This window comes from Pseudomonas sp. HUK17, assembly GCF_001566765.1.
This window is the reverse complement of sequence record NZ_LSMW01000012.1, coordinates 430,742-455,650: the sequence shown is the minus strand read 5'-3', so window position 1 is coordinate 455,650 and position 24,909 is coordinate 430,742. Positions and strand designations below refer to the sequence as shown.

The window sequence follows — 24,909 nt, the reverse complement described above, 5'->3', positions numbered from 1 at the left end:
ATGGAGGGCACCGCCACGCTGGCGATGAAGATCACCAGGGCGACGCCCCAGGAGCCGCCTTCCCAGAATTCGATCACCCCTTCGAGAATGGTGCTCTCCACGCCGCGCCCCAGGGTACCGGTGAACATCACCGGCAGGGTATTGGCCGGGATATAGAGAATCAGCGCGGCGATCAGGTAGGCCCAGGTCTTGGCATAGACATTGGGCTTGCGGCGGTGCAGCGCCGAGCCGCAGCGCGGGCAGCCGGCCTTGTGGTGGCGCGGCGCGGTGCAGACCTTGCCGCAGACGTGGCACAGGCAGAGGCCGAGTTCGTCGGCGCGGGGTGGCAGCTGGGGCGCGGTCACGGCTCGCGCTCCCCGACAGCGTCCCACAGCGGATGCAGGTCGCGCTTGGCGATGATCAGCAGGACCACCATCAGCCCGACCATGCCGAACAGCCCCAGGCCCACCACCACGTGCAGCAGCCCGGCGAGCTTGATCACCGCCACCAGGGCGCCGAGCACGAAGACCTCGATCATGCTCCAGGGCCGCAGGTAATGCAGGGTGACCATGGCCGTGGCGAAGCCGGGCGCGCGGCGACCGGCCTGGGCGAAGCCGAGGACCCAGAGCAGCAGCGCGATCTGCAGCAGCGGCACCACGAACAGGGTCATGGCCACCACCAGCGCCATGGGCCCGGCGAAGCCGCGACTCATGGCGATCACCGACTCCAGCAGGGTCGCCTCGCTGTGCAGGCCGCGAAAGCTGAGCTGCAGGATGGGCCCGACATTGGCGATCACGAACAGCACCGCCGCAGCGATCGCCAGGGCCAGCAGACCCTGGATGTCCAGGCGGCTGGCGCGATAGAGCAAGGCGCCACAGCGCAGGCAATGCGCCCGCTCGCCCGCCGCGAGGGGCTCGAGGCGATGCACCGAATCGCAGTGCTCGCAGATCACCAGGCGCGTGCCGGTGGCGGGCGCGGAAGGGGACGGTGGCTGGACGGACATGGGGCTACCCGGTGACGCTCCTGGAAGGGGGCTGCAGGTTGGACGCGCGAGTTTCGCGGTCGTTACCGCAAGGCCGCGACGACTGCCGGCCAAACGGCTCCGGCATCTTACCTACCTCGACGAAGGTATGCGCGGCCAGCCGCCCCCAGAAAAGCATCAAAACTTTTTGATGCTTTTCTTGCGAGGTCTGGGACGGGTCTCTAGACTAGCGCCCCATGACCCCGCTACGCGTGCCGGCGCTCGGCCAAGAACCAGGAGATACCCTCGCCGCCCTGTGCAAGGCTGGCGGCGATCCCCTGCGCCTGAACGTCCTGCGCGCCCTGCACAGCGCCTCCTTCGGCGTGCTGGAGCTGGCGCAGATCTTCGCCACCGGCCAGTCCGGCATCAGCCATCACCTCAAGGTGCTGGCCCAGGCGCAGCTGGTGGCCACCCGCCGCGAGGGCAATGCCATCTTCTATCGCCGTGCCCTGCCGCGTCCCGGCAGCCTGGGTGGCGCCCTGCACGCCGCCCTGCTCGAAGAAGTGGACGCCCTGGCCCTGCCCAGCGCGGTACAGACGCGGATCGGCGAGGTGCATGCCCAGCGCGCTGCGGTGAGTCGCGACTTCTTCGCGCGGGTGGCGGAAAAATTCCAGGCTCAGCAGGATCTCATCGCCGGTCTGCCGCAGTATCGCGACGGCCTGCTCAGCCTGCTGGACGCCCTGGCCCTGGATCCGCGCGGTTGCGCCCTGGAAGTGGGCCCCGGCGACGGCGCCTTCCTGCCGGATCTGGCGCGCCGCTTCGCCCGCGTGGTGGCGGTGGACAACAGCCCGGCCATGCTCGAACTGGCGCGCCAGCGCTGCCAGCGCGACGGCCTCGCCCAGGTCGAACTGCAGCTGGCCGACGCCCTCGCCGAGCCGCTGCCAGCGGCCGACTGCGTGATCCTCAACATGGTCCTGCATCATCTGGCCGCACCGGCGGAGGCCCTGCAGCAGCTGGCCCGCCGCGTGGCGCCGGGTGGCAGCCTGGTGATCACCGACCTCTGCCCCCACGACCAGACCTGGGCGCGCGCCGCCTGTGGCGATCTCTGGCTCGGCTTCGACCAGGACGAACTGGCCCGCTGGGCCCAGGCGGCCGGCCTGCAGGCGGGCGAAAGCCTCTACCTCGGCCTGCGCAACGGCTTTCAGATCCAGGTGCGCCAGTTCGCGCGCCCGGATCAGGGAAACACCCCGTCATGAGGCCACCTGGCCAGTGGCGGGCGGACCCGACGCTCAAGGGCGTCATGTCCAGCAAGGAAACTGCTGTCTCGACCGGCCTGCGGGCCCCTACCCCTTGGTAATTTAGGAACCATTCGATGAGCGAATATTCCCTGTTCACCTCCGAGTCCGTGTCCGAAGGCCATCCGGACAAGATCGCCGACCAGATCTCCGATGCCGTGCTCGACGCCATCATCACCCAGGACAAGCACGCCCGCGTGGCCTGCGAGACCCTGGTCAAGACCGGTGTGGCCATCGTCGCCGGTGAGGTCACTACCTCCGCCTGGGTCGACCTGGAGCAACTGGTGCGCGACGTCATCGTCGACATCGGCTACGACAGCTCGGACGTCGGCTTCGACGGCGCCACCTGCGGCATCGTCAACATCATCGGCAAGCAGTCGGTGGACATCGCCCAGGGCGTCGATCGCAGCAAGCCGGAAGACCAGGGCGCCGGTGACCAGGGCCTGATGTTCGGCTACGCCTGCAACGAGACCGATGTGCTGATGCCTGCACCCATCACCTTCTCCCACCGCCTGGTGGAGCGTCAGGCCGAGGCGCGCAAGTCGGGCCTGCTGCCCTGGCTGCGTCCGGACGCCAAGTCCCAGGTGACCTGCCGCTACGAAGGCGGCAAGGTGGTCGGCATCGACGCCATCGTGCTGTCCACCCAGCACAATCCCGAGGTCAAGTACGCCGACCTGCGCGAAGCCGTGATGGAGCTGATCGTCAAGCACGTCATCCCCGCCGAGCTGCTGCACAAGGACACCCAGTTCCACATCAACCCGACCGGCCAGTTCATCATTGGCGGGCCGGTGGGTGACTGCGGTCTGACCGGCCGCAAGATCATCGTCGACAGCTACGGCGGCATGGCCCGTCACGGCGGTGGCGCCTTCTCCGGCAAGGACCCGTCCAAGGTCGACCGCAGCGCCGCCTATGCCGGTCGCTACGTGGCCAAGAACATCGTCGCCGCCGGTCTGGCCGAGCGTTGCGAGATCCAGGTGTCCTACGCCATCGGCGTGGCCCAGCCCACCTCCATCTCGATCAACACCTTCGGCACCGCCAAGATCAGCGACGAGCGGATCGTGCAGCTGGTGCGCGAGCATTTCGACCTGCGCCCCTACGCCATCACCACCATGCTCGACCTGCTCCATCCAATGTACCGGGCCACCGCGGCCTACGGTCACTTCGGTCGCCATCCCCAGGAAATCACCGTGGGCGATGACACCTTCACCACCTTCACCTGGGAACGTACTGATCGCGCCGCCGCCCTGCGCGCCGCTGCCGGTCTGTAAGACGCCTCCCGGCAAACAGCCCCGCCACCGTCGGTGCCGGGGCTTTTTTCTGGGTCTGCAACCGGGATCCCAGCGCTTTCTTGCGCCAGTCCACAGGCTGGCACGCGCGATGCAACCTCTGGGCGTCCGGTGGTCAGAATGCCTCGTCTTCTCCAGGAGTCTGCTTATCCATGTGGCTGTTCATCACCAACTTCGGCGATTCCTCGGTGATGCTTCCCTGCGCCGTACTGATCGCGCTCTGGCTGCTGGCCGGCCTGTCCGCGCGGGCGGCGCTGCTCTGGTTGCTGCTGTTTGGTGCTGCCAGCCTCAGCGTTGCCCTGTCCAAGATCGCCTTCTTCGGCTGGGGCCTGGGCATTCCGCGTCTGGATTTCACCGGATTCAGCGGCCACTCCATGCTGGTGGGCAGCGTGCTGCCAGTGCTGGGCTGGCTGCTGGCCAGTCGGGCGCGACCGTCGCTACGGCTGACCGCGGCCGCCCTGGGCGCACTGTGCGCCCTGCTCATCGCCGTCTCGCGGGTGGTGCTGGGCTATCACTCGATCTCGGAAGTGGTAACCGGCCTGCCCATCGGCTATGCCGCCAGCGGCACTCTGCTCTGGCTGCTGCGTGGCCAGGAGGTCAATCTCAAGCCACGCCAGGCCGCCCTGGGCGCCAGTCTGCTACTCCTGCCGCTGCTGTTGCTGCATGGCACCAACGCGCCGACGCAACGGGTGCTGGAACGCCTGGCGGTGAAATTCGCCGACGAGCAGAAGCCCTGGACCCGCGCCCATCAGCGCGCCGGGGTGGCGCCCTTGCAGAATTGAGGAACATCGCCAAGCGCATGCAATAGACGACGCCGCGACTGGCGAATACGGGCAAGCCTCCTAGACTGGCAGAAGCCCTGAATTTCCTGGGGTGAACGTGCGGGCTCTTCGGCCCCTCCTATAGAAGTCAGCCCTTGCCGCCGAGTCGTCCGCATGCGCTACTGCCTTTTCCTCTGCAGCCTGGTGCTTACCGGTCTGCCCGCGTCACCCGTGGCGGCTGCCGAGCCCTTGCGGCTCTATACCTGGGAAGGCTATTTCAGCGACACCCTGCTGCAGCGCTGGGCCAAGGCCCATCCCCCCGTGCAGGAAATCCACTTCGACAGCAGCGACGTGCGCGACGCCACCCTGGCGCGCGGCGATGCCGATCTCGACCTGGTGGTGATCAACGAGGTCAGCGCCACGCGTCTCGGCCAGGACGGCCTGCTGACGCGCATCGATCCCCGGCGCCTGCCCCATCTGAACGAACTCGATCCGCGCTGGCGCCATAGTTGTGGCGACTACGCGGTGCCCTATGTCTGGGGCACCCTGGGTCTGCTCTATCGCAGCGACCGCCTGGCCCAGGCGCCCACGTCCTGGCTGCCGCTGCTGCAGCCGGCGCCGGCGCTGCACGGCCGCATCGCCATGCTCGAAGACCATGACGACCTGCTGGTCGCGCCGCTGATCATCCTGGGCGCCGCCATCAACAGCGACGATCCCGAGTTGCTCAGACGCAGCTTCGCCCTGCTCAAGGCCCAGGCACCGGCGGTGCTGACCTATCAGTACGTGGTCAGCGCCCTGCGCAATCCGGCCTACAGCGACCGCATCGATCTGGCCCTGGGCTACAGCGGCGACCAGCACCTGCTCAATGCCGCGACGCCCGGGCAGCCCTGGCATTTCACCACGCCCCGCGAAGGCAGCCTGCTGTGGATGGACTGCGTGGCGGTGCTCAGCAGCTCCCCGCACCAGGCCGCCGCCTGGCGCTTCATCGACTTTCTCAACGAGCCGCGCAATGCCGTGCTGGCCACCGAGGAGCTGCACCTGGCGACCCCCAATGCCGGTGCCGTGCGCCTGCTGCCGGCCGACCTGCGCGAGGATCCCAGCCTGTTCCCCCCCGACGACGTCATCGCCCGCAGCCAGGTCTTCCGTGAAGGTCCGCCCGACGCCTTCCAGACCCGGCAGCGCATCGGCAGCGCTTTGGTAGGTCACCATGAATCTCAATAGGCGCGCCCTGCTGCTGATCCTGCCAGTCGCCCTGCTCTGCAGCCTGACCCTGGTCGGACTGGGCTACACGGTGCAGCGCGAGGCGGTGATCGGCCTCGAGCGCTCGCGGGTCAACCACGATCTGGCGGCGTTGGAGACCACCTATCGCGAGTACGATCACTTCAGCCGCAATCTGCTCTATGCCCTGTCCAACAGCGCGGCCCTGGGCAACTTCCTGCGGCAGACCGAGGTGCCCTATCGCAACGAGGCCCTGGGCACCCAGTTGCAACTGGCGGTGCGCCAGCTGGCTGGCGACGACGCTCCCACGCGCATCTCCCTGGCCATCGCCCGCCCCGATCTCAGCCTGGCCTACTATTACGAGCGTAGTGGCGATCCCTTCGCCCAGCTGAGCAGCGTCCAGCGCCAGCTACTCGAGCGCCTGGCGCGGGAAGCGAACGGGCCGCTGGAGCGGCGCGATTATCTGCTAGACGAACAGGGCCACTCGCTGCTGGTGGCGACCACCTCGTTGTTGCCGAGCACGGCCGGACCGCCCCTGCCAGGTCAACGCGGCCTGGCGATGACGCTGCAGCTGGCGGTCAGTCCGGACCGAATGGAGGCCATGCGCCGTACCCTGGAACAGAGCTATGGCGCGCCCCTGGAATTCAGCCGGACGCTGCCCGTACGCACCAGCGATTTCACCGCTGTCGTGCGCCTGTCACCCGATCTCTATGTGCGCCTGACCCCGAACCCAGAACATCTGCATGGGGAACTGCGCCGTCTGGCGATCGCCTATTTCAGTGGTGGCCTGCTGGTGACCCTGGCCTGCATCCTGGTGTTGATCGTGCTGATCCGGCGCTACATCACCCGGCCCATCGCCCGCCTGGACAGCCAGCTCACCGAGGTGCTGGAGGGTCAGCGCCAGGCCCTCGAAACCGGCGACGAGCCCGGCGAGATCGGTCATTTGGGCGCCAACATGAAACGCCTGCACGACAACAACCTGGCCATTCTGGCGCAACTGCGCACGGCCCTGCGCACCGACGTCCTCACCCAGATCGGCAACCGCCGCTACTTCCAGCTCATGGGCGAATCCTGGCTGGCGGGCAAGCCTGATGGCCGCCGCATCGCCCTGCTCTATTTCGGCCTCGACCATTTCAAGTCGGTCAACGACCGCTTCGGCCACGAGGTGGGCGATGAACTGCTGCAGGCCGTGGCGCGCCAGACCCAGCAGTTGCTGGAGGCCTATCAAGCAGGCAACGAACTGGTGTTCACGCGCCTGGCGGGCGATGAATTCGCCGTCCTGCTGCGCGGTCCGGCAGCAGCGACCGAGGCCCTCGCCCTGGGCCAGCAACTGCAGCAGAACTACGCCAACGGCACCCTGGTCGGCGAACGCCGCTATGCCGTGACCCTGAGCATCGGCCTGGCGACCCCCGAGGCGCCGCTGGACCTGGCCGACCTGCTGGCCCAGGCCGATCTGGCCATGGAACGAGCCAAGAACGAAGGCGGCAATCACCTGGTGCACTTCACCCCGGAACTGGCTGCGCGCCAGTGCCGCCAGGATCTCCTGGACGAGCACCTGCGGCGAATGAATCCGGACGAGGAATTCCACCTCGTCTACATGCCGGCGGTCGACAGCAGCGGCCAGGTACGCTCTGCCGAAACCCTGCTGCGCTGGAATTCACCGCGCCTGGGTTCGGTATCGCCGGCGGAATTCATCCCCATCGCCGAACGCCAGGGGCATTTCCGCTGGATCGATCGCTGGGTCGTGGACCAGGCCTGCCGCGAGTACCTGGCACTGCAGGAGGTACTGGGCAGCGACCTGGTGCTGTCCGTCAACCTGTCATCCGCGCAGCTGGATCAGGCCGACATCGTGCCCTATCTGCGCGAGCGGGTGCGCCACCACGGCGTCGATCCGGGCCATCTGGAACTGGAATTCACCGAGACCTTCGCCGCCGAGCTGAACGAGCGCACCCTGGGGCTGCTGCACGAATTGCGCGCCGAGGGATTTCGCGTGGCCATCGACGACTTCGGCGTCGGCTACACCTCCATCCAGCAGGTCACCGACTATCCTGCCGACACCATCAAGTTCGACCGGCTCATCGTCGAGCGCCTCAGCCAGCCCGGTAACCAGGCCAGCCTGAATGCGCTCATCGCCTTCTGCCATGCCCGCGACGCCCAGGTCATCGCCGAGGGCGTGGATACCGAGCTCAAGCAACTGTGCCTGCAGCAGGCCGGTTGCGATCTGCTGCAGGGCTTTCTGGTCTGCCCGCCGCGGCGTCTGGACGAGTTGCGCGACTGGCAGCGCCAACGGCTGGGTGATCCCAGCCGGGTCTAGGGATAACGGGCGCTGACAAGGTCAGCGCCCGTTATCCAGGTCGAGCGACGCTTAGAAATCCAGCGACAGGCCCAGCCCCACGCCCTGCTGCTGGGTATCGCCCGCGCCAGCATAGCTGTAGCCGCCGCGCAGGGTCAGTTCCGGGGTCACCCGCTGGACCACGCCCAGACTCAGGCGGGTACGGTCGCGGTCGGGCTGGTAGCCGTCCAGGGTGTAATCCAGACCCGGCACGCTGTTCAGGCGCATGGTCAGATCGTGAGTGCCGTCGGCGAATTCCCGCTCGCGACCCAGGTCGGCGAACAGCGCCGTAGCCGGTGCCAGTTGCCAGCGGCCCTGCAGGCCCAGCCCCAGCCGTCGCGAGGTGCTCGACTGGTCGTCGAACTCCAGCGCCGTGGCGTCGTTGCCGCGCTCCCGATAACCGTCCACCTGGACGCGGGCATAGTCGGCGCTGAGATAGGGACTCAGGTGCCAGGGGCTGCCAGCCGCCGCCAGGTCATAGCCCAGGCGCGCCGAGAGGGCACGCAGATCACCATCGGTATCGCCCTGCTCGCTGCGCGTGGTCGAGCCGAGGGCGAAGCGCCGGCTCAGATCGTCATAGTCCAGGCGGCCACCGGTGGCGGTGAGATCGCCCCAGAGGCGCTCGCCCTGGTACTGGGCGAAGGCGCTGAGCAGATAGCTGTTGAGGCGATAGCTGGAATCGGCCGCACCGGGTTCCAGGTGTTGCCGCGCGACCCCGGCGGCGACGCCGAAGCGCCATTCCTCGCTGAGCCGATAGCTGCCGCCCAGGTCCAGGCTGTAGCCGTTGCCATCGCCGCCAGCGGTGCTGCGCTGGTCGTCGACGTCCAGGCGTCGCGCGCTGGTATCCACATAGCCCTGCCAGCGCCCCACCGGCTGCCAGGCATGCCAATCGCCCAGCCAGCGCTGGTGCAGGCCATCCTGATGGGCTCTGAGGGTGGACTGGGCCATCTCCGGCAGCAGGGTGACCTCCCAGGGCGCCGCCAGCAGCGAATAGGCGTAGTCGGCGATCAGTCGTTGACCGGTGATGGTCGGGTGGACGCGATCATTGAACAGCAACTGGCTGGGATCGGCCGCCGCCGCGCCCAGGCCGTAGGTAGCGTTGCGGGTGCAGTTGTCGCCGCTGAAGCAGGTGCCGGTGAGATTCTGTCCGCTGGCCAGCCCATAGCGCCCCGCCTCGGCCACCACCTCGGCGAGCAGCTGGGGCACGTTGAGGCCGATGATCTCGGCGTCGATGCCGGCCAGCCGCGCCACCAGGGCCTGGTTGTAGACCCGACTCAGGGCCGAGCTGGCCGCCTGTTGCGGCGAACCGGCCAGGGCCGGGGTCTGGCCGATGTCCGGCAGCAGCCAGACCACCATATAGCGCGCGCCGGCCTGCTGCAGGGCAGCGACACCGTCGCCCAGGCGATTGGCCGCGGCTGCCGCGGTGGCCGGCGAGGTGACCAGTCCTTGGAGGAAGTCGTTACCCCCGCCGCTGATGTAGAACAGGGTATTGGGATCCAGACTCAGGCCCTGGCTGGCAAGTGCCGGCAGGTAGCCGTCGCGGCTGCGCAGGGTCAGCCCACCTACCGCCACCACCGAGCCATTGCGGGCGGTGATGGAGTCGCGGATCTGCGCCGTGGTGTAGCCGCCCGTGGCCCAGTTGTCGCCATCGCTCAGGCCGATCCGCTGATTGATCAGCGAGGTCGAGGCGTCCAGGGTCCGGACGTCGAAGCCCAGTTGCTGGCCGAGCAGGATCGAGGACACCGGTCCGGTCACCGCGCCGCTCGCCGGGCTGTAGCCGGGGCCGACACGATTGGTGAATCTGAGGCTGGCGCCGTTGACCCCGGTGTCGGGAAATTGCCCGGCATCGAGCAGGCTGTCGCCGAACACGGTGAAGCCGCTGTAGGGATTGGGAGCCGCCTGGGCGGTTGCCGCGAGCGCCGTCGCCAGGGCGATGGCCAGCGGCAGGCGTTGCCTGAGGAAAGATGTCATGCCTGCATCCTTGATTGTTGTTATCGGAGCACGCGTCAGGGCGTGTCGCCTCACGCTAGACGGTTTTTGTGTCCTTGTATCCGGATGTGAACAAAAAAGTACGAGACGTTCGTTGCAGTGCTGAAAGGCAGGCGCCAGAGCGGTCGCCCAGGTGATGGGCAGCAGGAGGCTGATGCGGTTGCGCTCGCACCTCAAGCCCTGCCCAGGGCCGCAACACCTTTGGATGATAGGGGTGTTGGGCTGCTTTTCCCCCTCTCCCTCCGGGAGAGGGTTGGGGAGAGGGAACCGCCGGATCACTCTCCCGCGGCTCACCTCACTGCCCCAGCTTGCCCGCCTCGCAGCCGGTACTGGCGCACTCGCGCAGGCGCTCCTTGAGGGTCTCCAGGCGGCTTTCGGTCAGGCTGACGGCGCAGTCCAGATTGACGAAGTAGCCATCGGCTTCCTCGCGGGCGCACTGGCTGTCACGCTGCTTGATCCAGGCCAGCTGGCGCTGCTTGAGCACGGCCTGCTGATCGGCCGGCAGCTGCTTGCGCAGTTCGCCATAGGTCTGGTTCAGCGACTTGTCGCTCTGGGCGAACAGGTTGCTGGCGCAGTAGACGGTATCGAAGGCGTTGCGTGGCGTGCCGCAACCGGCGGCCTGGGCCGTGGCGAGACCGAAGAGACCGGTCAGGGTCAGGGCGGCGGCGAGGGTGTTCTTGAGCATGGCAGCATCCTGCAGAAGGGGCCGTTCCGGGTGGCGCGACCGTGAGACAAACGCTAGCAGAGCCGCCAGTCCCGCGCGCGGCACCTGCTGAAAAACAGCCAACAAAAAAGCGCCCGAAGGCGCTTTCCTGTACTACCCGGGCGGGATCAGACCTTGGAACGCTCGAAGCGCTTGCGGTCGTTCTCGTTCAGGTACTTCTTGCGCAGACGGATGGACTTGGGCGTCACTTCCACCAGCTCGTCGTCGGCGATGAATTCCAGCGCCTGCTCGAGGGTGAACTTGATCGGCGGCACCAGGGCGATGACTTCGTCCTTGCCCGAGGCGCGCATGTTGTCCAGTTTCTTGCCCTTGGTGGGGTTGAGTACCAGGTCGTTGTCACGGCTGTTGATGCCGCACAGCTGGCCTTCGTAGATCTCGTCGCCCGGCGCCAGGAACAGCTTGCCGCGGCTCTGCAGGGTTTCCAGCGAGTAGGTCAGCGCAGTACCGGTGGCCATGGACACCAGCACGCCGTTCTGACGGTTGCTCACTTCGCCGGCCTTGATCGGGCCGTAGTGGCTGAAGGTCGAGGTCAGGATGCCGCTGCCCGAGGTCAGGGTCAGGAAGTTGTTACGGAAGCCGATCAGGCCACGCGCTGGGATGGTGTATTCCAGGCGGATACGGCCCTTGCCGTCGGGGATCATGTTGGTCAGATCGCCCTTGCGCAGACCCATCTGCTCCATCACCGAGCCCTGGTGCTGCTCTTCGATGTCGATGGTGACGTTCTCGTAGGGCTCCTGCTTCTCGCCGTCCTTCTCGATGATCACCACTTCCGGACGGCCCACGGCCATCTCGAAGCCTTCGCGGCGCATGTTCTCGATCAGTACCGACAGGTGCAGCTCGCCACGCCCGGAAACCTTGAACTTCTCGGCCGACTCGCCCGGCTCGACGCGCAGGGCCACGTTGTGCAGCAGTTCCTTCTCCAGACGGTCCTTGATGTTGCGGCTGGTGACGAACTTGCCTTCACGACCGGCGAAGGGCGAGTCGTTGACCTGGAAGGTCATGCTCACGGTGGGCTGGTCGACGGTCAGCGGCGGGCGCGCTTCGACGTTCTGCGGATCGCACAGGGTGTCGGAGATGAACAGCTCGTCCATGCCCGAGACGCAGACGATGTCGCCGGCTTCGGCTTCGGCCACTTCCACGCGCTGCAGGCCGGAGTGGCCCATGATCTTGAGGATACGACCGTTGCGTTTGCTGCCGTCGTCGCTGATGGCGACGACCGGGGTGTTGGCCTTGATGCGGCCACGGGCGATGCGGCCGATACCGATCACGCCGAGGAAGCTGTTGTAGTCCAGCTGGGAGATCTGCATCTGGAACGGGCCGTCCAGATCGACCTGGGGAGCCGGGACGTGGTCGACGATGGCCTGGAACAGGGCATCCATGTTGTCGTCCATCTTCTCGTGGTCCAGACCGGCGATGCCGTTCAGGGCGCTGGCGTAGACGATCGGGAAGTCCAGCTGCTCATCGGTGGCGCCGAGGTTGTCGAACAGGTCGAAGATCTGGTCGATGACCCAGTCCGGACGCGCGCCGGGACGGTCGATCTTGTTGACCACCACGATCGGACGCAGACCAGCCTTGAAGGCCTTCTGGGTCACGAAGCGGGTCTGCGGCATGGGGCCGTCCTGGGCGTCGACCACCAGCAGCACAGAGTCGACCATGGACATCACACGCTCCACCTCGCCACCGAAGTCGGCGTGGCCGGGGGTGTCGACGATGTTGATGTTGTAGTCGCCCCACTTCAGCGCGGTGTTCTTGGCCAGGATGGTGATGCCACGTTCCTTTTCCTGGTCGTTGCTGTCCATCACCCGCTCGTTTTCCGCTTCTTTGCGGTCCAGGGTGCCGGACAGGCGCAGCAGCTTGTCGACGAGGGTGGTCTTGCCATGGTCGACGTGCGCGATGATGGCGATGTTGCGTAGATTCTCGATCACAGTGGTGTTCTCGGTATAGAAATGAAGGAGCTTCAGCCAGCAGGCTGACAGCCGGAGATTGCAAAGGCGCGAAACGCGGCCGACCGGTATGTGGCCGGCAGGCTAGAAGAGGTCGGGAGGGCGGTGGCGGATACTGCCACCCAGCAGGCCCGGCTGCTTAGGCCGGACGATAAACGCGCACATTGGCGTGCCCTTCGGTGAGCAGGTGATGGGCGTGCAGCCGGCTCATCACCCCGCGGTCGCAATAGAGAAGGTACTGGCGATTCTCGTCCAGTTCCTTGAAACGGCTGTTGAGCGCGAAGAACGGCATGGTCTGCACCTCGATGCCAGGCAGCTCCAGCGGCAGGTCTTCCTGGGCGTCGGGATGGCGAATGTCCACCACGATCTGCCCGGGCAGCGGCTGGTCCACCTCTTCCACCTGCACGTCCTTGCCCAGCTCCTCGATCACCTTGTCGACGGTGATGAAGCGTGCGCGTTCCAGGGCGGCGTCGAGCACCGCCATGTCGAACTTGCCTTCCTCGTGCTCCACCCGCAGGGCCTTGGCCTTGGTGGTGGGATTCACCGAGATGATGCCGCAGTACTCGGGCATGTGCTTGGCGAAGTCGGCGGTGCCGATGCGCTGGGCGGTGTCGATGATGTCCTGCTTGTGGCTGGCCAGCAGCGGGCGCAGCACCAGGGTATCGGTGGCCTTGTCGATCACCGCCAGATTGGTCAGGGTCTGGCTGGAAACCTGGGAGACGGCTTCGCCGGTCACCAGCGCCTCGATCTGCAGCTGCTCGGCGATGCGACTGGCCGCGCGCAGCATCATGCGCTTGAGGATGACGCCCATGTGGCTGTCGTCGCACTGGGTGAGGATCTGCCCCACCACTTCCTCGAAGGGCACGCTGATGAACAGCACGCGCTGGGAGCGCCCGTACTTCTCCCAGAGATAGTGGGCCACTTCCATCACGCCCAGTTCGTGGGCCCGCCCGCCGAGATTGAAGAAGCAGAAATGGCTGACCATCCCGCGTCTCATCATCTGGTAGGCGGCCACGGTGGAGTCGAAGCCACCGGACATCAGCACCAGCACCTGCTCCAGGGCGCCCAGCGGATAACCGCCCAGCCCTTCGTGGTGCTCGTCGATGATGAACAGCTGCTGGTCACGGATCTCCAGGCGGACGTTCACCTCGGGATTCTTCAGGGCGATGCCGGCGCCGCCGCAGCGTTCGCGCAGGCCACCGCCGACATGGCGCTCCACGTCCATCGAGGAGAAGTCATGGCGGCCGGCACGCTTGCAGCGCACCGAGAATACCTTGCCGCGCACCCGCTCACCGAAGTGGCGCACGCAGAGTTCCAGGATGGTCTCGAAGTCACCCAGCGGATACTCGTGCACCTCGAGGAACTGGCCGATGCCCGGGGTGCAGGCCAGGCGCTGCTTCATGTCCGCCAGCAGCCGCGGCTCGCTTAGCGCGGTCTCCAGAGTGATGTTGTCCCAGACCCCTTCCACGCGGACATCCGGATCCAGATCGCGCAGCACGACACGAATGTTCTTCACCAGCTGGCGAATGAAATTCTTGCGCACCGGGCGACTCTTGATGGTGATTTCCGGAAAGACCTTGATGATGAGCTTCATGAGCGGGAAACGGGGGGCGGGTAACGCGAAAGAAAAGGGCCAATATCATACCTGAAAACCATCGAGCACTCGAATTCAACCGACAAAATCACCTCTGGCGCCATTTGAGTGCAGGGACGGATTTCGATGCACTATTTTGGTGCACATATACGGCCTCGACTGGCCTGAAAACGGCACGACAGGCGTCAGGAAGGGCCTCCAGCCCATTTGAGGGCACTGGCATACAACTTGCTCTCTTGTGAGGCAGCCGCCCCTGGGCCAGCATAGGGCGCTTTTCGTGGAACGCCGGTCATGGACCAGGCAGTACGGAAGCGCCCCTCAAGGGCACAGCTGATACCGGGAGTACCGCCAACCGCTCCCGGCCGAAATTCCTCTGGAGGAAACCATGTCGAAGGCTGTTCAACTGATCAAAGAAAACGACGTGAAGTGGGTAGACCTGCGCTTCACCGACACCAAAGGCAAGCAGCAACACGTCACCATGCCGGCGCGTGACGCGCTGGACGAAGACTTCTTCGCCCACGGCAAGATGTTCGACGGCTCCTCCATCGCCGGCTGGAAAGGCATCGAAGCCTCCGACATGATCCTGCTGCCCGACGACAGCACCGCCGTTCTGGATCCCTTCACCGAAGAGCCGACCCTGATCCTGGTCTGCGACATCATCGAACCCTCCACCATGCAGCCCTACGAGCGCGACCCCCGTGGTATCGCCCGTGCTGCCGAGGAGTACCTGAAGTCCACCGGCATCGGCGACACCGTGTTCGTCGGCCCGGAGCCCGAGTTCTTCATCTTCGACGAAGTGAAGTTCAAGTCGGACATCTCCGGCTCCATGTTCAAGATCTTCTCCGAGCAGGCCTCCTGGAACACCGACGCCGACTTCGAGTCCGGCAACAAGGGCCACCGCCCGGGCGTCAAGGGCGGCTACTTCCCCCTGCCGCCGGTCGACCATGACCACGAAATCCGTACCGCCATGTGCAACGCCCTGGAAGAGATGGGCCTGGTCGTGGAAGTCCACCACCACGAAGTGGCGACCGCTGGCCAGAACGAGATCGGTGTGCAGTTCAACACCCTGGTCAAGAAGGCCGACGAGACCCAGACCCTGAAGTACGTCGTGCACAACGTGGCCGATGCCTACGGCAAGACCGCCACCTTCATGCCCAAGCCCCTGTACGGCGACAACGGCTCCGGCATGCACGTGCACATGTCCATCTCCAAGGATGGCAAGAACACCTTCGCTGGCGAAGGCTATGCCGGCCTGTCCGACACCGCCCTGTACTTCATCGGCGGCATCATCAAGCACGGCAAGGCGCTGAACGGCTTCACCAACCCGTCCACCAACAGCTACAAGCGTCTGGTGCCCGGCTTCGAAGCACCGGTCATGCTGGCCTACTCGGCCCGTAACCGTTCCGCCTCCATCCGTATCCCCTATGTGTCGAGCCCGAAAGCCCGCCGCATCGAAGCCCGCTTCCCGGATCCGGCTGCCAACCCCTACCTGTGCTTCGCCGCCCTGCTGATGGCCGGCCTGGACGGTATCCAGAACAAGATCCACCCCGGCGATGCCGCCGACAAGAACCTGTACGATCTGCCGCCGGAAGAAGGCAAGAAGATCCCGCAGGTCTGCGGCAGCCTGAAGGAAGCCCTGGAAGCCCTGGACGCCGGTCGTGCGTTCCTGACCAAGGGCGGCGTCTTCACCGACGAGTTCATCGATGCCTACATCGAGCTGAAGTCCGAGGAAGAGATCAAGGTGCGTACCTTCGTGCACCCGCTGGAATACGATCTGTACTACAGCGTCTGATCCCGCTGCAGTAACTGAAAGAGGCCTCCTTCGGGAGGCCTTTTCTTTGCGCGGGTTTTCTTTGCGTAGGAATAGCAGCCGCGACCGGCGCCAGCGCGGAGCGGCCGAGCTGCCTACCTGACCACACGACGCGCCTGCTACCCTTGATCTCCATCGCCCGGCCGAGATTCCGCCATGCCTCGCCTGCTTGCCTGCTGTCTGCTCTGCCTCGCCTGCTCCGCCCAGGCCGCGATCTACAAGTCGGTGGATGCCGAAGGCAACACGGTATTCAGCGATCAGCCCTCGGCCAATGCCAAGCCGGTGCAGGTGGCGCCCACCAACACCGTGGACAATCCACGACCGGCGCCGCCCATCCCCAGTGCGCCTGCGGCGGCGACCCCTGCCGGCCCGGCCTTCAGCCGTCTGGAAGTCAATGTGCCCGACGACGAGGCCATCCGCGCCAACAACGGCACCTTCTCTGTGGGGGTCTCAGTGGAACCGGCCCTGGGCCCGGGGCAGTCGCTGCAACTGCTGGTGGACGGCGCGCCCTATGGCAGCCCAGGTCAGAGCACCCGTTTCGGCGTGGCCAACCTGGAGCGCGGTGAGCACCGCTTCGCCGCCCAGGTGCTGTCCGGCACTGGCGAGGTGATCCAGACCAGTGCCGAGAAGACCGTTACCGTGCAGCGCATCAGCGTCAACAGCCCGGCTCGCTGATGCGCACGCTCCTGGCACTGGTTCTGCTCTGCCTGCTGCTGCCCGCCCAGGCGGCGGTCTACAGCTATGTCGACAAGGACGGCAATCGGGTCTACACCGACCAGCCACCCAAGGGCGTCAAGGCGACCCAGGTGCCGATCACGGTGCCCAACAACCTCAATCAGCAGGGCCAGCCGACCCGCAAGCTGAGTCCGACACCGGCCGCACCGGCGGCCAGGACGCCCAAGGCCGCGCCCTTCCGCTACCAGATGCTGCGCATCCTGGTACCCGAGCCCGATGCTACGGTGATCGATCAGCAAGGGCAGCTCATCGTCAGCCTGGTCAGCGAACCGGAGCTGCAGCCGGGTCACAGCTACCGGCTGCTGCTGGATGACAAGGAAGCCGGCGTCGGTCGCAGTCCAGTGTTTCCCCTGGACAACCTGAATCGTGGCACCCATAGCCTGGTGGCGGAGATCCTCGCCGCCGACGGCAACGTACTGGAGCGTACCCCGGCCCAGCCCTTCCATCTGCGCCGCCCCTCGCTGGAGCAGAAGCGCCGTGCCCATCCCTGCAGTGACAAGGACTGGGGCAAGCGGCCGGAATGCCCATTGGACATGAAACCGCCCGAACCCAGGAAATCCTGGCTACCCTTCCTCTAGCGCACCTATTTGGTGCGCTTTTTCATTGTGCACCATCTTGATACAAATCCAGTTTCGTTCCGCCCGTCGCGCGGCGGCTGTTAGTGCACGTTTCAGCCATCTGCCCTAACTCGGGGCGTCTTGGTTTGCTTCTTGCATTTTCCTATCGTCCCTATAGCGCTGTGGCCTCTCATGCCTACCGACGTCATTCACCGACTCCTGCTCGACAACCTCACCACCGCAGTCATTCTGCTCGATGCGGAGTTGCGCCTGGAGTACATGAACCCGGCGGCCGAGATGCTCCTGGCCATCAGTGGCCAGCGCAGCCATGGCCAGTTCATCAGCGAGCTGTTCACCGAATCGCCCGAGGCCCTGCAGGCGCTGCGGCAGGCGGTCGATCATGCCCATCCCTTCACCAAGCGCGAGGCGCTGCTGATCTCCACCTCGGGCAACAGCCTCACGGTGGACTATGCGGTGACCCCGATCCTGGATCGCCACAACACCCTGCTGCTGCTGGAAGTCCATCCGCGCGACCGGCTGCTGCGCATCACCAAGGAAGAGGCGCAGCTCTCCAAGCAGGAGACCACCAAGCTGCTGGTGCGCGGCCTGGCCCACGAGATCAAGAATCCTCTCGGTGGCATCCGCGGCGCGGCCCAGCTGCTGGCCCGCGAGCTGCCGGAAGAGGCGCTCAAGGACTACACCAACGTCATCATCGAGGAAGCGGATCGGCTGCGGAATCTGGTCGACCGCATGCTCGGCTCCAACAAGCTGCCCAAGCTGGCCGTCACCAATGTGCACGAGGTTCTCGAACGGGTCTGCAGCCTGGTGGAAGCGGAAAGCCAGGGACTGATCAACCTGGTGCGCGACTACGATCCGAGCATTCCCGATCTGATGATTGACCGCGAGCAGATGATCCAGGCGGTGCTTAACATCGTGCGCAACGCCATGCAGGCCATCTCCCAGCAGAACGAATTGCGCCTGGGCCGGGTCACCCTGAGAACCCGCACCCTGCGCCAGTTCACCATCGGCCACCACCGCCATCGTCTGGTGTGCAAGGTGGAGATCACCGACAACGGCCCGGGCATCCCCCCGGACCTGCAGGAAACCATCTTCTATCCCATGGTCAGCGGTCGCCCCGACGGCACCGGCCTCGGGCTCGCCATCACCCAGAACATCATCACCCAGCACCAGGGGCTGATCGAGTGTGAAAGCCATCCTGGCCACACCGCCTTCAGCATCTTCCTGCCGCTGGAATAACGAGGAGTACGCATGAGCCGTCAGGAGACCGTCTGGATCGTCGACGACGACCGTTCCATCCGCTGGGTCCTGGAAAAAGCCCTGCAACAGGAAGGCATGACCACCGTCGCCTTCGACAGCGCCGACAGCGTCATGACCCGCCTCGGTCGCCAGCAACCGGACGTGGTGATCTCGGACATCCGCATGCCGGGGACCAGTGGCCTGGACCTGCTGTCACGCATCCGCGAGATGCACCCGCGCCTGCCGGTCATCATCATGACCGCCCATTCCGACCTGGACAGCGCCGTGGCCTCCTACCAGGGCGGCGCCTTCGAGTACCTGCCCAAGCCCTTCGATGTCGACGAGGCCGTGGCCCTGGTCAAGCGCGCCGGGCAGCATGCCCAGGAGCAGCAGGGTTTCGCCGAGCCGGCGCACCTGACCCGCACCCCCGAGATCATCGGCGAGGCGCCGGCGATGCAGGAGGTGTTCCGCGCCATCGGCCGCCTCTCGCACTCCAACATCACGGTGCTGATCAACGGCGAATCCGGCACCGGCAAGGAGCTGGTCGCCCACGCCCTGCACCGCCACAGCCCGCGCGCCGCCGCGCCCTTCATCGCCCTGAACATGGCCGCCATCCCCAAGGACCTGATGGAGTCCGAGCTGTTCGGCCACGAGAAAGGCGCCTTCACCGGCGCCGCCGCCCAGCGCCGCGGCCGCTTCGAGCAGGCCGATGGCGGCACCCTGTTCCTCGACGAGATCGGCGACATGCCGGCCGACACCCAGACCCGCCTGCTGCGCGTGCTGGCCGATGGCGAGTTCTATCGCGTCGGTGGCCATACCCCGGTCAAGGTGGACGTGCGCATCATCGCCGCCACCCACCAGAACCTTGAAGGCCTGGTGCGCGAGGGCAAGTTCCGCGAAGACCTCTTCCACCGCCTCAATGTCATCCGCATCCACATTCCACGCCTGGCCGACCGCCGCGAGGACATCCCCGCCCTCGCCCGCCACTTCCTCGCCCGCGCCGCCCAGGAGCTGGCCGTGGAGCCCAAGACCCTGCGCAGCGAGACCGAGGAGTACATGAAAGGCCTGCCCTGGCAGGGCAACGTGCGCCAGCTGGAGAACACCTGCCGCTGGATCACGGTAATGGCCTCCAGCCGCGAGGTGCTGATCGACGACCTGCCGCCGGAGCTGCTCAACCAGCCCCAGGACGCCGCCCCCGCCGCGAACTGGGAACAGGCGCTGCGCCAATGGGCCGACCAGGCCCTTACCCGCGGCCAGTCCAGCCTGCTGGACAACGCCGTGCCGGCCTTCGAGCGCATCATGATCGAGACCGCCCTCAAGCACACCGCCGGCCGGCGCCGCGACGCCGCCGTCCTGCTGGGCTGGGGCCGCAACACCCTGACCCGCAAGATCAAGGAGCTGGGCATGAAGGTGGACGGGCCGGATGAGGAGGGGGAGGACTGAGGGTTCTCTACGGTGCCGTAGGTTGGGCTGAGCGTAAGCGAAGTCCAACATTGCCAGGCTTGAACTTCATATCGGTGCCTTAGCTGCTTATCGTGTTTTGCTGGTAGCTCTTTTTTCGCCCACTCGGGCGACTCACTTTTTTCAGTCGCGAAAAAAGTAAGCAAAAACGCTTGCCCCGACCATCCGGCCCTCCGCTGCGCTCCGGGTTCGCTCACACCAACGCCGTTCCGGGGTCGGTCCAGATGGGCCGTCCGTGGCCCACTGGACCTCTCGCCGCATCCCTGCGGCTCGACCCACTCCACGACACTGGCGTTCGCCCTTCTGAACGGGGCGATTCGCTAGCCTGAAAGTATTGGTTGAAGAACACGTCACCAGTAGCCCGTAGCGTGGACAACGGCGAAGCCTTGTCCACAGGGATCGGCGTTACGCGCCAGTGGAAAACGCTGCGCGGTTTTCCATGCTACGAATCCTATGAACAGCGAAGTCTCAGGCCTGCGCCCCGCCCCGTCAGTGAGGCCGAGTGCAGGTGTCGTGGAGGGGGATGTGAGGCAGGACGCCGAGCAAGGCGCGAGGGGCAGGAAGCCCCTTCGTGCCGTGCCCCTGGAGCGGCGCCGGAGCGAGGGGACCCGGAGCGCAGCGAAGGGCTGAACTGTCGGGGTGTGCTTTCTTTTGCTTACTTTTCTTTGCACCGGGCGGCGATCCGCAAGCAAAGAAAAGTAAGTCGCCGGCTAGGCGAAACCAGAGCCGTCCGCAACCGCGATAAGCAGCAAGGGCAACAAGGGCAGCTAGGGCAGCTAGGGCAGCTAGGGCAGCTAGGGCAGCAATAAGACTAGGCACCGCTAATAACGTTGGGCTTCGCTAGCGCTCAACCCAACCTACGACGCTCCCAAAAACCACCCAACTCAAAACTTGGCACACCTTCTGCAATAACCTAGGTAACTACCCTTTTGGGGACCTCGGTACAGGCAGGCTGGGGAATCCCCTCTTTTCTTCTCGAGGCCATCACTCACTGTGATGGCCTCTTTTTTCGTCCGTGAAAAGTCGCAAACCCCAGGCTAGAGCGCTTTTCACCCCACGGCCTAGCTCATGGGATTGGCAATGGCAGCCGAAGCACCAAGGCAACCCGGCACCCCACCCCGTTCCGCTCTGGTGCAAACAGCCAGCCTCTTGCCTGATAACGGGGCATTTCAGGGGGTCAGTGGGACCTCGACGTAGAGCACCCAGTTCTCGCCTTCCTCGACGATACGATCACTGGCCTGCAGGGCGCCGCCGACGCCCACCAGCAAAATCTTCAAGTCCTGTCCGTCCTGGCGTACCGCCCAGGAAAAGCTGCCGCCCGGCCGTACCACTCGTCCCTGGCGTTCGCCACCGTCCCAGCGGGCCCGGGGCAGACGCAGGCTAAGGGCGCCTTCGGGGCGATAGCGTTCGTAGAACAGTGAGCGGTCGGCGGTGATCAGCAATTCGAAGCGGCCGGCCTCCTGGCGACTGTCCACCCCGAGGATGACCGGGCGGCGGGCCTCGGCCGACCAGGGATCGGGATGGGTGCGCTGGTACATCAGCTGGCCGACGATCATGCCGAACAGGCCGGCGCCCAGGGCCGCCGAGGCCAGCCAAAGGGTCAGGCGCTGGCGCTGGCCGCGCCATTCGGCCTTGAGCAGCTCGGGATCCTCCACCCGCGCCAATTCCTCCCGGCGGGCACGCTGTTCGCGCAACAGCCAGTCGACCAGCCGGCGCCAGAGGTTCATCGCCCTACCCCGCTCGCGACGGCGCGACGGCGGCGCAGTACCATAGGCGCTTTGCCAGGCGCCCTGCCCTTCATGTTCGACATCATCCTCTACCAACCGGAAATTCCGCCTAATACCGGCAACGTCATTCGCCTGTGCGCCATCACCGGCTGCCGCCTGCATCTGATCGAGCCGCTGGGCTTCGCGCTGGACGACAAGAAATTGCGCCGCGCCGGCTTGGACTACCACGAGTGGTCCAGCGTGCGGACCCATGCCAGCCTCGCGGCCTGTATAGCAGATTTGCAGCCACCCCGACTGCTGGCCTTCACCACCAAGGCCAGCCGTCCCTTCACCGAGATCGCCTACGCGCCGGGCGATGCCCTGCTGTTCGGCCCGGAAAGTCGCGGTCTGCCGGCCGAGGTGCTGGAGTCCCTGCCACCCGAACAGCGGCTGCGCCTGCCCATGCTGCCCAATCGCCGCAGCCTCAATCTGTCCAACACCGTGGCCGTGGCCGTCTACGAAGGCTGGCGTCAGCTGGGCTTCGCCGCACCGCCTGGCTGACCGCCAGAACCTTACTGCCAGACGCGCCGTCCCATGACCTACAGGCACATCGCCAGACCGTCACACGAGGCGCACCATGAGCAAGATCGGCAAACCCAAGGTTGAACGCTACGACGCGCCCTCCGGTGGTTGGGGCTCGGCGCGCTCGGTGACCGAGATCGTCTTGCGCGAGCGGGTGCCGCTCAAATCCGGTGCCCTGCTGACCCGGCAGAACAAGCATGGTGGCTTCGCCTGCGTGAGTTGCGCCTGGGCCAAGCCGGGCAAGCCTCACCCACTGGAATTCTGCGAGAACGGCGCCAAGGCCACCGCCTGGGAGGTCACCAGCAAGAGGTGCGGACCGGAGTTCTTTGCCGGTCATTCCCTCACCGAACTGCGCGGCTGGCGCGACTACGATCTGGAAGAAGTCGGACGCCTCACCCACCCCCTTCGCTACGACGCCGCCAGTGATCGCTATCGCCCGGTAAGCTGGGCGGAAGCCTTCGCCGACATCGGCGCCGAGCTCAAGGCCCTGGATCCGGATTCGGTAATCTTCTACGCCTCGGGTCGCGCGGCGCTGGAGACCTCCTACCTCTATCAGCTCTATGCCCGCCTGTACGGCACCAACAATCTGCCGGACAGTTCCAACATGTGCCACGAGAGCACTTCGGTGGCTCTGCCCAAGAGCATCGGCGTGACCGTGGGCACCGTGACCCTCAACGATTTCGATCAGGCCGACTGCCTGCTGTTCTTTGGCCAGAATCCCGGCAGCAACAGCCCGCGGATGCTGCATGACCTGCAGGAAGCACGCAAACGCGGCGCGCCCATCATCACCTTCAATCCCCTGCGCGAGCGTGGCCTGGAGACCTTCGTCAATCCGCAGTCGCCAGTGGAGATGCTGACCGATCACCCCACGCAGATCAGCACCCAGTACCATCAGCTCAAGCCGGGTGGCGACATCGCCGCCCTCGCCGGCATGTGCAAGGCGCTGCTGACCGCCGATGACCTGGCTCGCGAGCAGGGCCACCCCGCCGTGCTCGACCATGCCTTCATCGCCGAGCACTGCCATGGCTTCGCCGAGTTCTGCGAGTGGCTGCAGCGTCAGGAATGGCCGCAACTGGAGCGCCAGTCGGGTCTGACCCGCAGCGCGCTGGAAGCGGCTGCCGCCGTCTATGGCCGTCGCCAGAAGGTCATCGGCATCTATGGCATGGGGCTGACCCAGCATCGCCATGGTGTGGAAACCATCCAGATGCTGACCAACCTGCTGCTCATGCGCGGCAACATCGGCAAACCCGGTGCCGGCATCTGCCCGGTGCGCGGCCATTCCAATGTCCAGGGTCAGCGCACCGTGGGCATCACCGAGAAACCGGAACTGGCGCCGCTGGAGCAGCTCGGCGAGCGCTTCGGCTTCACCCCGCCGCAGGACAAGGGCCGCAACACCGTGGAGGCCTGCGAAGGCATCCTCGATGGTTCGGTAAAGGCCTTCATCGGCCTGGGTGGCAACTTCCTGCGCGCCATTCCCGAGACCAGTCTGATGGAACCGGCCTGGCGCACCCTGCGCCTGTCGGTACAGATCGCCACCAAGCTCAATCGCAATCACCTCGTCCCGGCGGACAAGGCCTATCTGCTGCCCTGCCTGGGTCGTACCGAAATCGATCGCCAGAATGGCGTGGAGCAGGCTCACAGCACCGAGGACAGCACCGGCTGCATTCACGGCTGGCGCGGCGTGGCCGAGCCGCCTGAAGGTGACCTGCTGTCCGAGTCGGCCATCGTCGCTGGCCTGGCCAAGGCCACCCTGCCAGACAACCCCAAGGTCACCTGGGATGCCTGGGTGGCCGACTATGCGCTGATCCGCGACGAGATCGCCCTCTCCTTCCCGGAGATCTTCCACGACTTCAATGCCAGGATGTGGGAGGTGGGTGGCTTCCATCGACCGCTGCCGGCGGCCAAGCGCGAGTGGAAGACCGAGACCGGCAAGGCCAATCTCATCGTGCCGCGCAGCCTGGATGCAGACCCGGACATGCCCGCCAGCGGGCGTGACGTCCTCACCCTGATGACGTTGCGCAGCAACGATCAGTTCAACACCACCATCTATGGCTATCACGATCGTTTCCGCGGCGTGAAGGGCACCCGCGCGGTGCTCCTGATGAATCGCAACGACATCGAACGTCTGGGCCTGGCCGAGGGCGACAAGGTGCAGGTGTCGACGGTGGCCGACGACGGCGTGCGTCGTGAAGTCGGGCCGCTGCGGGTCACGCCCTACAACATCCCGGAAGGCGCTTGCGGCGGCTATTACCCGGAATGCAATGCTCTGATTCCGCTCTGGCACCACGCCGAAGGCAGCAAGGTACCGGCGGCCAAGGCCATTCCGGTGCGCCTGAACAAGCTGATCGCCGCCAACGACGGCGGCTTTCCGGTGGAGCCGGAGGGGTACGGGGCGCAGTACTGAAAGTGGATCAAACCAAGCGTAGAAAACGCTGAAGCCTGGTCCATACCACTGCCTTCCGGAAAACGAAAAGCCCAGCATTGAAGTGCTGGGCTTTTTTGCAACGCTCGATCCAATCTACGGGTAACCGAGCTGAGACAGCTTCACCGTCGAAGCCCAACGGCAAGGCTGACTGTTGGGCATCGCTGCGCTCAACCCAACCTACGAGCTGTCCGTGCTACGGACAAGGCTGCGACCGCCCGGAAGGTAAAAAGCCCAGCATTCACGTGCTGGGCTTTTCGTTGCGCTCAGGCTACGCGCTTTCGCAGCCCGATACTT

Annotated in this window: 19 protein-coding genes; 12 read left to right on the top strand and 7 right to left on the bottom strand. The window is 65.6% G+C overall.

The annotated features are described in order from the left end of the window. Positions 1-344, bottom strand: a 344-nt coding sequence (locus tag AX284_RS08995; protein ID WP_177329654.1) for a paraquat-inducible protein A, incomplete at its 3' end; no start/stop codon positions are given. Then, a complete protein-coding gene (locus AX284_RS08990; RefSeq protein WP_017639459.1) occupies positions 341-982 on the bottom strand; it encodes a paraquat-inducible protein A in 642 nt (213 codons plus the stop codon). The genes AX284_RS08990 and AX284_RS08995, both read right to left, overlap by 4 nt. Positions 983-1,197: 215 nt before the next feature. On the opposite strand from AX284_RS08990, the gene AX284_RS08985 reads away from it, so the two are divergent. The 5 genes from AX284_RS08985 to AX284_RS08965 all read left to right on the top strand — a co-directional run bounded on the left by AX284_RS08985 (position 1,198) and on the right by AX284_RS08965 (position 7,814). After that, positions 1,198-2,196: an ArsR/SmtB family transcription factor gene (locus AX284_RS08985; RefSeq protein ID WP_017639458.1), complete on the top strand. Its 999-nt coding sequence runs from the start codon at positions 1,198-1,200 to the stop codon at positions 2,194-2,196. A gap of 116 nt (positions 2,197-2,312) precedes the next feature. After that, positions 2,313-3,503 carry a methionine adenosyltransferase gene (metK, locus tag AX284_RS08980; RefSeq protein ID WP_068384733.1) on the top strand — a complete coding sequence of 397 codons (1,191 nt, stop codon included), beginning with the start codon at positions 2,313-2,315 and terminating at the stop codon, positions 3,501-3,503. A 170-nt stretch (positions 3,504-3,673) separates the two neighbouring features. After that, entirely contained in the window at positions 3,674-4,303 is a 630-nt protein-coding gene (locus tag AX284_RS08975; RefSeq protein ID WP_068384730.1) for a phosphatase PAP2 family protein, read from the top strand. A gap of 153 nt (positions 4,304-4,456) precedes the next feature. Continuing rightward, positions 4,457-5,503, top strand: a complete 1,047-nt coding sequence (locus AX284_RS08970) for a polyamine ABC transporter substrate-binding protein (protein WP_068384726.1) — start codon at positions 4,457-4,459, stop codon at positions 5,501-5,503. Continuing rightward, positions 5,490-7,814, top strand: coding sequence for a putative bifunctional diguanylate cyclase/phosphodiesterase (locus AX284_RS08965; protein WP_068384723.1), 2,325 nt, complete (start codon positions 5,490-5,492; stop codon positions 7,812-7,814). The genes AX284_RS08970 and AX284_RS08965 overlap by 14 nt, the downstream gene beginning before the upstream one ends. Positions 7,815-7,865: 51 nt before the next feature. Here AX284_RS08965 and AX284_RS08960 read toward each other — a convergent pair whose 3' ends face one another. The 4 genes from AX284_RS08960 to thiI all read right to left on the bottom strand — a co-directional run bounded on the left by AX284_RS08960 (position 7,866) and on the right by thiI (position 14,082). Further along, positions 7,866-9,803: an autotransporter domain-containing SGNH/GDSL hydrolase family protein gene (locus AX284_RS08960; RefSeq protein WP_068384721.1), complete on the bottom strand. Its 1,938-nt coding sequence runs from the start codon at positions 9,801-9,803 to the stop codon at positions 7,866-7,868. Between the two features lie 313 nt (positions 9,804-10,116). Beyond that, positions 10,117-10,506 carry a lysozyme inhibitor LprI family protein gene (locus AX284_RS08955; RefSeq protein ID WP_064307816.1) on the bottom strand — a complete coding sequence of 130 codons (390 nt, stop codon included), beginning with the start codon at positions 10,504-10,506 and terminating at the stop codon, positions 10,117-10,119. Between the two features lie 146 nt (positions 10,507-10,652). Beyond that, the gene (gene typA / locus AX284_RS08950; RefSeq protein WP_017639451.1) at positions 10,653-12,470 is read right to left on the bottom strand and encodes a translational GTPase TypA; all 1,818 of its coding nucleotides are present in this window, start codon (positions 12,468-12,470) and stop codon (positions 10,653-10,655) included. Positions 12,471-12,627: 157 nt separating this feature from the next. Beyond that, positions 12,628-14,082, bottom strand: coding sequence for a tRNA uracil 4-sulfurtransferase ThiI (thiI, locus tag AX284_RS08945; RefSeq protein WP_068384718.1), 1,455 nt, complete (start codon positions 14,080-14,082; stop codon positions 12,628-12,630). 385 nt (positions 14,083-14,467) lie between these two features. On the opposite strand from thiI, the gene glnA reads away from it, so the two are divergent. From glnA to ntrC, 5 genes are all read left to right on the top strand, one after another. Further along, on the top strand, positions 14,468-15,874 hold the full coding sequence (gene glnA / locus AX284_RS08940; protein ID WP_059316521.1) for a glutamate--ammonia ligase: 1,407 nt from the start codon (positions 14,468-14,470) through the stop codon (positions 15,872-15,874). Between the two features lie 174 nt (positions 15,875-16,048). Then, positions 16,049-16,567: a DUF4124 domain-containing protein gene (locus AX284_RS08935; RefSeq protein WP_017639448.1), complete on the top strand. Its 519-nt coding sequence runs from the start codon at positions 16,049-16,051 to the stop codon at positions 16,565-16,567. Next, a complete protein-coding gene (locus AX284_RS08930) occupies positions 16,567-17,205 on the top strand; it encodes a DUF4124 domain-containing protein (protein ID WP_017639447.1) in 639 nt (212 codons plus the stop codon). The genes AX284_RS08935 and AX284_RS08930 overlap by 1 nt, the downstream gene beginning before the upstream one ends. Before the next feature lie 171 nt (positions 17,206-17,376). Next, complete coding sequence (glnL, locus tag AX284_RS08925) at positions 17,377-18,441, top strand: nitrogen regulation protein NR(II) (RefSeq protein WP_017639446.1); 1,065 nt, start codon at positions 17,377-17,379, stop codon at positions 18,439-18,441. Between the two features lie 12 nt (positions 18,442-18,453). Next, a complete protein-coding gene (gene ntrC / locus AX284_RS08920; RefSeq protein ID WP_017639445.1) occupies positions 18,454-19,884 on the top strand; it encodes a nitrogen regulation protein NR(I) in 1,431 nt (476 codons plus the stop codon). Between the two features lie 1,187 nt (positions 19,885-21,071). Here ntrC and AX284_RS08915 read toward each other — a convergent pair. Beyond that, positions 21,072-21,629 carry a hypothetical protein gene (locus AX284_RS08915; protein ID WP_068384714.1) on the bottom strand — a complete coding sequence of 186 codons (558 nt, stop codon included), beginning with the start codon at positions 21,627-21,629 and terminating at the stop codon, positions 21,072-21,074. 72 nt (positions 21,630-21,701) lie between these two features. On the opposite strand from AX284_RS08915, the gene AX284_RS08910 reads away from it, so the two are divergent. Together AX284_RS08910 and AX284_RS08905 are read left to right on the top strand one after the other, a co-directional pair. Then, positions 21,702-22,169 (top strand): tRNA (cytidine(34)-2'-O)-methyltransferase, encoded by a 468-nt coding sequence (locus AX284_RS08910; protein ID WP_017639443.1) that lies wholly within the window; start codon positions 21,702-21,704, stop codon positions 22,167-22,169. A gap of 76 nt (positions 22,170-22,245) precedes the next feature. Then, on the top strand, positions 22,246-24,594 hold the full coding sequence (locus AX284_RS08905; protein ID WP_236712153.1) for an FdhF/YdeP family oxidoreductase: 2,349 nt from the start codon (positions 22,246-22,248) through the stop codon (positions 24,592-24,594). Positions 24,595-24,909 lie beyond the last annotated feature (315 nt).

What these genes read in the sequence shown, in the direction of transcription:
- AX284_RS08965 (WP_068384723.1), top strand. Translation starts at nt 5,490, where the DNA reads ATGAATCTCAATAGGCGCGCCCTGCTGCTGATCCTGCCAGTCGCCCTG.
- AX284_RS08910 (WP_017639443.1), top strand. Translation starts at nt 21,702, where the DNA reads ATGTTCGACATCATCCTCTACCAACCGGAAATTCCGCCTAATACCGGC.
- glnL (WP_017639446.1), top strand. Translation starts at nt 17,377, where the DNA reads ATGCCTACCGACGTCATTCACCGACTCCTGCTCGACAACCTCACCACC.
- AX284_RS08930 (WP_017639447.1), top strand. Translation starts at nt 16,567, where the DNA reads ATGCGCACGCTCCTGGCACTGGTTCTGCTCTGCCTGCTGCTGCCCGCC.
- AX284_RS08990 (WP_017639459.1), bottom strand. Translation starts at nt 982, where the DNA reads ATGTCCGTCCAGCCACCGTCCCCTTCCGCGCCCGCCACCGGCACGCGC.
- AX284_RS08935 (WP_017639448.1), top strand. Translation starts at nt 16,049, where the DNA reads ATGCCTCGCCTGCTTGCCTGCTGTCTGCTCTGCCTCGCCTGCTCCGCC.
- ntrC (WP_017639445.1), top strand. Translation starts at nt 18,454, where the DNA reads ATGAGCCGTCAGGAGACCGTCTGGATCGTCGACGACGACCGTTCCATC.
- AX284_RS08970 (WP_068384726.1), top strand. Translation starts at nt 4,457, where the DNA reads ATGCGCTACTGCCTTTTCCTCTGCAGCCTGGTGCTTACCGGTCTGCCC.
- AX284_RS08905 (WP_236712153.1), top strand. Translation starts at nt 22,246, where the DNA reads ATGAGCAAGATCGGCAAACCCAAGGTTGAACGCTACGACGCGCCCTCC.
- AX284_RS08960 (WP_068384721.1), bottom strand. Translation starts at nt 9,803, where the DNA reads ATGACATCTTTCCTCAGGCAACGCCTGCCGCTGGCCATCGCCCTGGCG.
- AX284_RS08985 (WP_017639458.1), top strand. Translation starts at nt 1,198, where the DNA reads ATGACCCCGCTACGCGTGCCGGCGCTCGGCCAAGAACCAGGAGATACC.
- thiI (WP_068384718.1), bottom strand. Translation starts at nt 14,082, where the DNA reads ATGAAGCTCATCATCAAGGTCTTTCCGGAAATCACCATCAAGAGTCGC.
- AX284_RS08915 (WP_068384714.1), bottom strand. Translation starts at nt 21,629, where the DNA reads ATGAACCTCTGGCGCCGGCTGGTCGACTGGCTGTTGCGCGAACAGCGT.
- metK (WP_068384733.1), top strand. Translation starts at nt 2,313, where the DNA reads ATGAGCGAATATTCCCTGTTCACCTCCGAGTCCGTGTCCGAAGGCCAT.
- glnA (WP_059316521.1), top strand. Translation starts at nt 14,468, where the DNA reads ATGTCGAAGGCTGTTCAACTGATCAAAGAAAACGACGTGAAGTGGGTA.
- AX284_RS08955 (WP_064307816.1), bottom strand. Translation starts at nt 10,506, where the DNA reads ATGCTCAAGAACACCCTCGCCGCCGCCCTGACCCTGACCGGTCTCTTC.
- AX284_RS08975 (WP_068384730.1), top strand. Translation starts at nt 3,674, where the DNA reads ATGTGGCTGTTCATCACCAACTTCGGCGATTCCTCGGTGATGCTTCCC.